Source organism: Streptomyces sp. 8L (assembly GCF_020176795.1).
GTDB lineage: Bacteria > Actinomycetota > Actinomycetes > Streptomycetales > Streptomycetaceae > Streptomyces.
In genome coordinates, this window is sequence record NZ_JAIUKE010000438.1 from 1 (window position 1) to 10,450 (window position 10,450).

General features: G+C 67.4%; 10 protein-coding genes and 1 pseudogene. 9 read left to right on the forward strand and 2 right to left on the reverse strand.

The features are described 5' to 3' along the window. Positions 1-102 precede the first annotated feature (102 nt). The 8 genes and pseudogenes from LCE31_RS30140 (at position 103) to LCE31_RS30175 (ending at position 8,137) form a co-directional block, all read left to right on the forward strand. Positions 103-852, forward strand: coding sequence for an endonuclease/exonuclease/phosphatase family protein (locus LCE31_RS30140; RefSeq protein WP_225019924.1), 750 nt, complete (start codon positions 103-105; stop codon positions 850-852). 139 nt (positions 853-991) lie between these two features. Continuing rightward, positions 992-2,740 (forward strand): helicase, encoded by a 1,749-nt coding sequence (locus LCE31_RS30145; protein ID WP_225019926.1) that lies wholly within the window; start codon positions 992-994, stop codon positions 2,738-2,740. Next, positions 2,737-4,863 (forward strand): type I-E CRISPR-associated protein Cse1/CasA, encoded by a 2,127-nt coding sequence (locus LCE31_RS30150; protein WP_225019928.1) that lies wholly within the window; start codon positions 2,737-2,739, stop codon positions 4,861-4,863. Before LCE31_RS30145 ends, LCE31_RS30150 begins: the two co-directional genes overlap by 4 nt. Continuing rightward, the gene (locus LCE31_RS30155) at positions 4,860-6,071 is read left to right on the forward strand and encodes a type I-E CRISPR-associated protein Cas7/Cse4/CasC (RefSeq protein WP_225019930.1); all 1,212 of its coding nucleotides are present in this window, start codon (positions 4,860-4,862) and stop codon (positions 6,069-6,071) included. Before LCE31_RS30150 ends, LCE31_RS30155 begins: the two co-directional genes overlap by 4 nt. Position 6,072: 1 nt before the next feature. After that, on the forward strand, positions 6,073-6,834 hold the full coding sequence (gene cas5e / locus LCE31_RS30160) for a type I-E CRISPR-associated protein Cas5/CasD (protein ID WP_225019932.1): 762 nt from the start codon (positions 6,073-6,075) through the stop codon (positions 6,832-6,834). Next, positions 6,831-7,514, forward strand: a complete 684-nt coding sequence (locus LCE31_RS30165) for a type I-E CRISPR-associated protein Cas6/Cse3/CasE (protein ID WP_225019933.1) — start codon at positions 6,831-6,833, stop codon at positions 7,512-7,514. Before cas5e ends, LCE31_RS30165 begins: the two co-directional genes overlap by 4 nt. Positions 7,515-7,739: 225 nt before the next feature. Continuing rightward, positions 7,740-7,787, forward strand: a pseudogene (locus LCE31_RS40595) (hypothetical protein); the annotation flags it as partial. 89 nt (positions 7,788-7,876) lie between these two features. Continuing rightward, a complete protein-coding gene (locus tag LCE31_RS30175; RefSeq protein WP_225019935.1) occupies positions 7,877-8,137 on the forward strand; it encodes a hypothetical protein in 261 nt (86 codons plus the stop codon). A gap of 63 nt (positions 8,138-8,200) precedes the next feature. Here the strand turns inward: LCE31_RS30175 and LCE31_RS30180 are convergent, their stop codons facing one another. Both LCE31_RS30180 and LCE31_RS30185 read right to left on the reverse strand, forming a co-directional pair. Next, the gene (locus LCE31_RS30180) at positions 8,201-8,428 is read right to left on the reverse strand and encodes a DUF397 domain-containing protein (protein ID WP_225019937.1); all 228 of its coding nucleotides are present in this window, start codon (positions 8,426-8,428) and stop codon (positions 8,201-8,203) included. A 3-nt stretch (positions 8,429-8,431) separates the two neighbouring features. Further along, a complete protein-coding gene (locus tag LCE31_RS30185; protein ID WP_225019939.1) occupies positions 8,432-9,265 on the reverse strand; it encodes a helix-turn-helix domain-containing protein in 834 nt (277 codons plus the stop codon). Between the two features lie 800 nt (positions 9,266-10,065). On the opposite strand from LCE31_RS30185, the gene LCE31_RS30190 reads away from it, so the two are divergent. Beyond that, entirely contained in the window at positions 10,066-10,434 is a 369-nt protein-coding gene (locus LCE31_RS30190; RefSeq protein WP_225019941.1) for a hypothetical protein, read from the forward strand. Positions 10,435-10,450: the final 16 nt, after the last annotated feature.

The window sequence follows — 10,450 nt, forward strand, 5'->3', positions numbered from 1 at the left end:
TCGCCATCGGCGGTCTTCTCGCTTCCTCCGGATCAAGCAGATCCAGTATCAGCGTGTCCACCACTCAGGGGGAGACCCCATGTCCTCGAAGAGCGTCTGGGCATGGACGGGTACATCGCGGTCCATCGACCGGGCAGCAACAACGACAACGCGATCTTCCTCAAACGAGGCGGGCGGCTCTCCTACGTGGATGAGTACGAGCAGAGCTGGGCGCCGTGGCACGCCCCCGCCAACATCGCGATCAAGCTGCGCGACGACGACGGAACACTCAGCCCCCGGCAGATCAGCTGCGTCAGCGGGCACGCCTGCTACTGGTGCACCGACTACCGGCTGGCCGAAGCGCAGTGGTGTTCCACCCTGGCCAAGACCGGCTGGCTCGCCCTCCATTTCTGGGACTGGAACAGCTACCGCGTCGGCGAGGGTGGTCCGTGGGGGGGATACACCGACCATGCCTTCGTGGCGAACCGCACGTACTTCGAGGGCGGGCGCCGCCACACCGACGACCGTCCCGACCGCGAACTGCTGACAGTCGGCTATGTCGAAATGGCCCGCCATGCCGCCCAACACCTCGGGCAGCCCGAGGCGATGGCGCCCACCGCGGGTTACCGCGACCACCCCGGCCGCCCACACGGTATGTACTGCATCGACCGTGGCTACTTCAGCGGGGAACTGGCCCCAGCCCTGGCCAGCTTCACCGTCTGCGACACCCCTAAGCTGCGTCGGTTGTCCGACCACCTGCCCCTGCGTGCCGAGTTCGATCTCGCGCAGATGCGTACCATCCTGCACCGGCCGGCCACGATGTATCGCCCCAACGCGGAACGCTCCCACCACGAGGGAGAGACCCGCGCATGAGGCCCCTATTCGCCGATGTGCAATCGGCGGTATCAACTGCTGACCTGCTGCGTCCCGAGCCGTCCTTCGAAGCTGCTCAGGCGACCGTCACCTGCCACCGACAGTGGTCCGTAGCCGTTACCTCCGGGCGGGGGACATCATGAGCGGTCAGGGTGACAGCGTCGCCTCGCCAGGCGATCCGGCCGCGGGCGGCGGCGGGCGCCGCGCTTGGGTGATGATGCCCGGCGTGATCGACTATCCGGGTCTCAGCCAGAATCGGGCCTGGGGCGGCGTGCGCGTCTACTACGGTGCCCGGCTGCCGGCTGCACTGGCCGCGTACCGCTCGGCGCCGCATACCTTCGAGCGGCTGGCAGAGGACCAGCTGAACGGTTTGCCGCTCATCCCGGACGCTCCCGAGCACAAGCGTGACCTGCCCATGCTGTATCCCTACCAGGTTCCGCGAGTGCGCGGGATCGAGGCGACGCACCGCAGTGGCGCGCCGGGATACCTGCTGGTCGCGCCCACCGGCGCGGGGAAGACCCGGATAATAGTGGAAGGCCTCGCGTCCCGGTCCCTCGATTCCGTCCTGGTGATCACCAAGCACGGCATCATGCCGGCCTGGCTGCGTACCGTGGACGCCAGCGTCATCCGTCGCTGGGTGGTGATCAACCCCGAACGGTTGTGGAAGCTCTTCGCCGTCCCGGACATGTTGCTCGCCGACCTGCCTTCCGAGGCGGCTGCCGAAGCAGCGGCCGACGCCGGCGTCCCGCATGTCCCGTTCGACGCGGTCATCGTGGACGAGTCCCAGATCCTCGCTCACCCCGAGTCATTGCGCTCTCGGCTGGTGCACCGCCTGATGCACCCTCCGCACGCACGGCCTCCCCTCGGGATCTACGCTTCAGCAACCCCTTTCAGCTCGCTGGCACAGACGTCGTATGTTGCAGACCTGATTGCCCATGCCGCCGACGTGGAGCCTCCCGCTGTCAGGACCGGGGGTGAGTACCTGGACTGGCTGGCGGCGCTGAAGGGCATGGACTCCGATGGATCGGTGTTCGCTCTGGACACGGTGGACACCATCAAGGAGTTTCTGTACCTGAGCGGGGTGGGCTCGGCGGCCACCACCCAGGAGCTGGGACTGCCGGCGACCGAACGCCACCTGCATCCGGTGCAGTTGGACAAAGCCAACAGGACTCGGTACGACAAGGCGTGGGCCGCGTTCTTGCAGTCGCACGATCTCGACTACCTCGCCGCGGACACCAGCGCAGCACCATTCGCCGATCCAGCCGACAGCGAGCCGCTGCGGCGTGTGATGCAGGCCAGCCTCCTCAAGGCTCCCGCAGTCGCCGAGCACGTCGTGAACCTCGTGGCGGCAGGCCACCAGGTCGTCGTGCCGGCCTGGTACCGGCACACGGTCCGCACCCTGGCCTGGCACATCGCACAGCGCCTAAAGGACCGCGGTCTGCCCGACAAGATCGTGGTGATCACAGGAGAGGAACTCAGCCTGCGCGAGCCGCGTCGGCAGGCCTTTCAGCTGGGCAGGGCGCCAGTGTGCGTGACATCGGTCGTGGAGGGCATCAACCTGCACGCCGGGGAGGACAACGCCGACGGCCGGGGGACACGGGCCACCGACACGCCGCGCCGGACCGTGGTCGCCGACGTCATGACCGGCGGGAAACGCTTGCTGCAGGTCGAAGGCCGCGCCCACCGGGCCGGGAAGATCGCCCCGGTGGACTACCTGTTCGCGGAAGGAACGCACGAACAGGTCTGGCTGTCGCGCGCGTTCCAGGTCTCCGCCCACACTCAGCTGCTCGCTGACGCCGTCGACGACGCCGAGGCCCTGCTGCGGCTGCACGCGGAGCTCGCCGACGACCAGGACGGCCCCAGCGCAACGGGGGTGGGGGCTCGATGACCGGCCGCATCAGCTGGTCGGTGGCGCACCAGCCGTGGATCGATGTCCTGGACGAGTCCGGTCGGCCGCATCTGCTGTCCGCGGCACAGGCCATCGACCGGGCCGACCGCGTGTATCTGGCGGCTGCAGACCCGCTGTTGCGAGCAGCCACCGTGCGGCTGCTGCTCGCCTTCGCCTACGCTGCGGGCTGCGCGCCCGCCACGTTCGAGCAGTACCTCCTCCATATCACCACCGGGCTGGACCTCGCGCCGCTGCAGCAGTGGCTACGAGACCATGCCCGCGAACTCGACGTGTTCTGCCCCGAAAGGCCTCTTTTCCAGGATGCCTCCCTGCGCGGCATCGCCGATGTCGCCGAAGCCCGCCTGCCGGTCACGCGACTGGACCACTCCAGTGCCACCAGGAGGCCGATCCTGTCGGACATGCGGCACGCCCTGGTGCCCGTGGCCGTGCCGCCGGTCACGGCCTTCCGCTGGCTGCTGCTCCAGCAGATGTGGGGCGCAGGGGGCTCGCTTCCCATCTCCAGTACTGTCTACGGCCCACACAGCGTCCACGCGCACTTCGCATCCGCCACCGGCGGCATGGTGTGGTGGCCAGGCGGTACGGTTGCCGAGATGCTGGCTTGGCGGCTGATCCCCGTCGACGGCGGTCCGGGCGCGGCGCACTGGACCTACTGCCCCCGCGGCGAGCGCGGCACTGCCAGTGCACCGCTCAGCGAACTGGACGCACTGACCTGGCACAACCGTCGCGCTCTACTCCTGATTGAATCCGACGGTTTTGTCAGGGAGGTGCTGTTCGCGCAGGGCTGGATCCGGTCCAAGGACAGCGGTCACGCGGCACTGCAGCCTGGCGGCCGTGACCGGGTCGCGACCAAGCACGGAGCCCTCCTGTCCACCGAGGCGATCGGCGGTGCCACCGATATCGCGCCACTGATCGCGCCCTGGTGGCAAGCCTCCGAGGGAAGCTGGCCCCACATCGTGCAGGCTGCCGCGGCAGTGTGTGGGTGGGCGCCGGACGTCACGGCGGCGGGCATGCACCTGCCCGTCCAGAGCAAGATCGCCTTCCACACAGCGATACATCTCCCTGCACGCCTGCTGGCCGATCCCCGCGCCGGCGCCGTCGCCGCCGCGGTCATGCGCTTCCGCTACTCCATCCGTAAGGCCCGGACTCCCCGACGCTCTGACCTGAACATAGTCCTTCCGCCCAACCTCGGTTGCGAACTGTTGAACCAGGAGACGTACTTGAACACCGACCAGGCGACACTCGATGCCGCACTGTTCGAAGAGGCCCGGCCACAGGCAGGCACCGATCCGGCCGCCTACGGGGTGAAGATCGCCGCGCTCGCCAAGGTCGCCAGGATTCCCGCCTCGCCAACCGCTGGCAGTACCACTGATACGCCCGAGCAGACGCTGTCCGCAGAGCCCGGAGTGGCCACAGACCGCGCCGCCGTCCCTGGCCCCGAAGCGGTGGAGTACGCCGTAGACGATGACCTGCTGTTCACGACGGCGGACAGCCCGCCGGACGACGTCTGGGAACCGGGCAATGCCGATGCGGACAACGCGGGGGCCGCCGATCCGGCCAGCGCCTTCAGCCGCCGCCTGGGCGGCTTCGCCAGCCCACACCGGCGCGCCGTCCTGAGCCACCTCGTGAACTGGATGACCGTGCCGGACATCGCCAGCCCGGCGATCCCCGTGGTCACCGCCGGCCTGCCCGAGCCCAGTCACTACGCGGCACTGCTCACGGCCGGCCTGTTCGCCATCCACCGACAGACCAACTCCCGCGCCCGCATGTACGGCACGACTCCGCTACCACGTCTGGCGCGAGCCCTTGGATCAGGCACGAGTCGAGGCCCCCGCAACCAGTCGATCCGGACCACGCTCGACCTCGTAATCAGGACACGGGAGGCCACTGCGCTGCGCGGCCGGCTCAGAACCCTGGTCCGCTACGCCGCCGACCAGGACCTGACACCGAACTGGGCGGTCCTGTTCAGCGACCTGGTGGCCTGGGACCCCTCCACCCGTCGGCACTGGGCCGAACTGTTCTACACCAAGGCCGTGCTGCCGCAGCGGCACGCCTCACAAGCCCCCGCCGTTCTTGCGACCGCGAAGGACCCGATCAGCCGATGACCGCCACCGTCCTCACCCCCGATGCCCGCACCGCCCGCGAGCGGATCGTCGACACCTCAGGCGCACCCGGCCCGTTCGTGGTCGTGCACACCCTGACCACACTGGTCGCGGTCAACATCAACCAGGACGCGGACGGCCTGCCCAAAAGGTGCGTCGTCGGTGACGTCGAACGCATGCGGGTCTCTTCCCAGGCCCTGGCACGCGCGGCGCGCATATGGGCCGTCGACCACTACAACCACCAGCGCCCCGCCTCCGGGCGCAGTCGGCTCCTGCCCCAGGAGACCGCCCGCCGACTCCAGCACGCCGGCATCGACAGTGCAGACGCCACCGCCGGCGCCGCCCTCATCGTCGCCGCCGCCGGCCTTTCCATCTCCCCAACCGACCCGGGCCGCACCCGCACGGTGTCGCTGATGCCGCAGGACGCTCCCGACCGCCTGGCCGACGTCGCGCTGGCGCACTGGGTTGAGCTGGCTCCCCAGCGCGCAGACATGGACAAGGCGATCGCCGCCGCCCTGACCAAGGTCGCCCGCAAGTCCAAGGGCGAGGTCGCCCTCGACCCTGCCCGAGACGTCCCCGAAGACATCGTCGCCGCTGCCCGACGCGCCCTCGACCCCGCCCTGACCAACTCCATCGCGATCTTCGGCCGAATGGTCACCGAACTGCCCGACGGCACCATGACCTCCAGCGTGCAGATCGCCCATGGCTTCTCCGTCGACCCCTTCGACCTGCTCGTCGACGACTTCACCGTCCGCGACGACTGGCAAGATCTCGGAGTCTTCGGGGCCGCACTGATCGGACGCAGCTACCTGACCTCCGGCACGCTCTACCGCTACGCCGCCCTCGACCGACAGGCCCTTCGTGCCAACCTCGCACGCGCCGGCGCGACGGCCTTCGAGGTCGAGGACGCCGCCCAGCACGCCGAGAAGGCCTTCGTCACCGGCATCGCGTACGCGCTGCCGACCGCGCGGCGCAGTCGAACCGGCTCCGCCGTCAGGCCGCTGCTCGTCGTTGCGGGCAGTTGCGACGAGCCGCTCACCGCTGCCGCGGCCTTCGAGACACCCGTCGACCCGCCGGCCGGCCCAAACGCCGCCGACCTGCTCGCCCGACACCTGTCATGGGCCGGCCTGCGCGGCGGCACCGCACGCTGGCACTCCCCCACCGGTGCGCCCGCCCCCGACCTGCCCGGCTGCCTCACCGTGGAGGCCTGAGATGGCCATCACCATCCTCTTGCGGCTGTCGGGCCCGATGCAGTCCTACGGTCAGTACTCGCTCTGGGAGCACCACGACACCGCGCCGCGGCCGACCAAAAGCGCGGTCGCCGGGATCGTGGCCAACGCCCTCGGCCGTGAGCTCGACACCGACATGTCGGACCTGGCCGCCATGACCTTCGCCGTACGCGCGGACCGGCCAGGGCAACTCGCCGTGGACGACCAGACCGTCGGCGGAGGCACCTTCCCTCTCACCCCGATCATCGCCTCCCGGCCCAAAACGGCCGACAATCCGCACTGGTACGGCGTACCTCGAAGACCCGAGAGAGCAGTCACCGGTGGCCTGATGGCCTCTCACACACCCAGTTTCCGCAAACCTGTGCTCGTCACGAAACAGCACATCGTCGACGGCGCCTTCCTCGCCGGGCTGACCACGCACGACCATGCCCTGGCCCAAGAGGCGATCCGTGCGCTCCGCCACCCGGCACGGCTGCTGTCGCTGGGCCGACGGGCCTACCCGCCCGCACACCCCATCGGCTACAGCAGCACCGAACTCCCAGCACAACACTGGCCCACCGCCATCCCACTGCTCCCGGAAGCAAGCACGCCCCACCCGCGCGTATGGACCGAGTCGCCCCCTGGACCCGGCCTCTACGCCAGCCCCGAGCAAGTCCCCTACACCTTCGCCGAACGGGACCACCGCCTGATGCACCTTCACCTCACGCACGTCACCCCACCGGCCGTGACCGAGGACCCCTCATGACCGCTTCCCACGACACACCCAGTACAGGCAAGCCGCTGACGCTATGGCGCTCACGCCTGGACCTGGCCCCCAGGACTCAGACCGCGTGCGTAAACGTCGACCAGCTGCACCGATTCGTACTCGCCGGCTTCACGCCGGCACCCGGCGAGGAGCGCATGCCCGTCCTGTACGCAGCACAGCGCGCCACCGCATCCCGCTCGCAGGCGACACCTCGAAGAGCTGGCCGACCGCAGAAGATCCTGGTCCAGTCCCTGGCCCAACCCGACTGGTCCCGGTTGGAGCAAGACGGTCTCATCACCAGCACCGCAACTCAACAGGTCCAGCAGCACTACCGGGCAGGCGAACCCGTAGAGATCCGGATCATCGCCAACCCAGCCTTCCGAGAGCGCACCACCGGCAAACGCAGAGCCCACACCGGCACTGCAGATCACACACGCTGGCTCAGCCGTCGCCTGCACGACAACGGGCTCGACACCGATCCCGAACGAGTCGTGCCGAGCGCGCCAGCAACAGTGACCGGACAGAAGAAGGATGGCCACCGCATCCACGTTGCCGTCTGCGCCTTCATGGCCCAGGGCACGGTCCTCGACCCCGGCCTCTTCCATCGGGCGCTTACCCATGGGGTCGGCCAGGGCAAGGCATACGGATGTGGCCTATTGCTCACCCGGCGTCTGTTATGATTATAAGGCGCTCCTTCCTTACCTCTGTGAGGCTGTATCCGGGCACCTATATCTGGAACTGCGGGCGCACATGCTTCCCCACCCTCGTGGGGACCTACCGGCTGCCGGTGCCCACGCTCTCCAGCGCGAGCACCGCATCGCCTTGACATCACGTCATCCTCCGCGACGGAGACAAGATCCTCTTCTCTCAACGCGGCGGCAACCTACGGCCATGGACGGTGGCACATGCCCTCGGGCAAGCTCGACGAAGGCGAACCCCTGACCGATGGCACCGCTCGCGAACTGTACGAGGAGACGGGGGTGACTGCAGATCCCACCAGCCTGCGACTCGTCCACGCGTACACCACCGCCAGGACGCGGAGATGGAGCGAATCAGCTTCTTCTTCGAAGTCACAGAGTGGGAGGGACAACCCGTCAACAGAGAGCCCGACAAGTGCACGATGCTTCAATGGTTCACCGTGCACGAACTTCCCGCGGACATCATCGAATATCCGGCAGCCGGTCTGAACGGCTACCTGCAAGGCAGCAGTTCACCAAGACCCGTCCGGGACCGGCTCATCACCTGCCTCGGACACCTGAGGCTTTCCCGGAGCCGACGGCGCACCGGCCCCGGAACAACTTGACCAGAACGGTCTGATTCCCCCAGGCAGATGCAGAGGGAACCGGACCGTTCGTCGTGAGGGAAATCAGATGTCGTTGTGCCCGGCCTGGACGTCGTTGATGAAGCTGGCAAACACGGACGGCTCCAACTGCAGTGCCAGGCCGTTCTCGATCTTAGAGTCGCGGACCCCGACGATTCCGACGGTCGCAACGAGGTCGGCGATCTCGACACAGTTGTTTCCGTCGTTGCTGTACGACGACTTGAACCACGCCCCCTTGGGCGCGAGGTCAAGAGCGTTCTTGCTGATGGTCATGTGTTAGATCTCTCGGGCTAGTCGTAGCAGGAACTTCGACGTCTCCGCAACGGGGAGAGCGCCATCCCGCAGGGCTTCGAACCTGCGGGAGTACGTCCAGACCTCAGTGTCCTTATCCGTGAGGTTGGACCCGCCGTCGGCCAAATCCATTTGCACGACGGTCGGAATCGGATCCGCGAACTCCATGAGCGAGAAGTCGTAGGAGAACCGATACGTGGGGGTGCCCTGGGGGAGGACCTGCAGGGTCACGTTGTCGAGTGTGGACAGCTCCGCCAGCCGCTCGATCTGCCGCCGCATAATGTCTCGGCTGCCGCGGACGCGACGGAGTGCAGCCTCGTCGAGGAGGGCACGCATCTCGACCGGATTTTCCCGGGTCAGGATCTCCTGGCGTTCCATGCGCAGAGAGATGCCCTTCTCCACGAATTCCGTTGTGCGCTCCTCGACCGTCTTCCCGGCCTCGAAGATGGCGCGGGCGTAGTCCTTGGTCTGAAACAGACCAAAAATCACGTCGGGCTGCCATGCCCGGATGGTTTTGGCGCCGTCCTCCAGGCCGACGTACATCGCAAGGCCGGACGGCATGGTTCGGGAGTAGATCGACCACCAGCCTCGATTCAGACTGTCACGGTGAATATCGACCAAAAAATCCACATCGTCTGGCTTGGTGATGCCGTATCGCTTAAGCAGCGCGACGAGATCTGCAGCCTTACGAAAGGCCGAGGTGCCGCGCTCGACCCTGTACAGCTGGGACTCAGATACGTCGAGCCCTTTGACGGCATCCTTCGGCTTTGTGATGCCGGCCTGCTTGCGCAGCCGCTCCAGCTCTCGGCCGAGCTGCACGCGCCTGACGGTGGGTCCTGTGGGGGCCGCCAAGTCCTTGCCTCCTGCTTCTGCGAGTCCACCCGGCCTACCCGGAGTCCGGCGTGATCAGTCGAGAGTCCTCTCAGACTGGCGGGGAGTTCCCCCAACTTGACCGAGAGTCCCTTGGATTCGGGTTCGAGCCCTGAGTCTGGCACCTGGAGTCTTCCTTGCAAAGCTCCAGCTTCAACGGCATATGCCAACGCATCTGAATTCTTCACTTGAGGTTGCATTGCAACTGTCGCATGGAGGAGGGTAGTCACGCCACGGAGAACAGCCACCACCGCCTGTGCTCAGGTGGTACCTCATACCCAGGCTCCGACTCTCCCGGTGAACCTTCGCCTTGCGATGAGCGGCGGTCCACTCCCGGCTCGGATGGAGACCCCCATGTCATCCCCCACACAGCGCCACCGCCATGAGGTCGATGCCGTGCAGGAGCGCGGGGCAGGGGAATCCGCTGGCAGGGACGTGGGCGCCGAGGGGAGAGGGGGAGCGTGGTTGCTTCGGCTGACCGCCTTGACGACCGCGCAGGCATACCCCACGGCGGAGAGTTGCGGTTCGCTCAACGTAGCGGCCGGGTCACTCACTTTGCACGTCAATCGACTGCGGTGCACGAATTTCGCGGCTCAAGTTGGGCTGATCCACATTGGAGTTGTGCCATGTCTCTCTGGCTGGTCCCTCGCCGGGCGTCCCGCCGACGTAGTGGTCAGGACCGCAGAAACCACGTCCTGGGTGAGCCGAGCCCGAAGCGAGACCAGACGGCCTCCGCGACGGAGACCGTGATGCTCGTGCTGGGCGAGGACTCGCCGCTGCCCGAGACTGCCGCCGACGTGGCGGATCTCGCGGTACGGCTGCGAGAGCACGTCAGCCGGCTCGGAAACGTGACGCCTCCGGGCGAGGCGACCCTGCTCCATGCGCAACATCTCTGCTCCGGCAGCCTCCCCGATGGCCACATGCCAAGTCGCATTCATCTCATCAGGCAGGCCGAGGCAGTCCAGAAACTGATCACTGTCGTGCGAATCTGCGGCGCTGCCCAGAAGCCGGCGCGGAGACGGCGTTGGTGGCAGCCGCGGACCAACGTGCTGCGTGGCTCGGTCTTCGCCCTTGCCTTCGCCTGCGTGGTTCTGGCCGCGTCGCTACCTCGGACGTGACCGTCACCCGGGACGG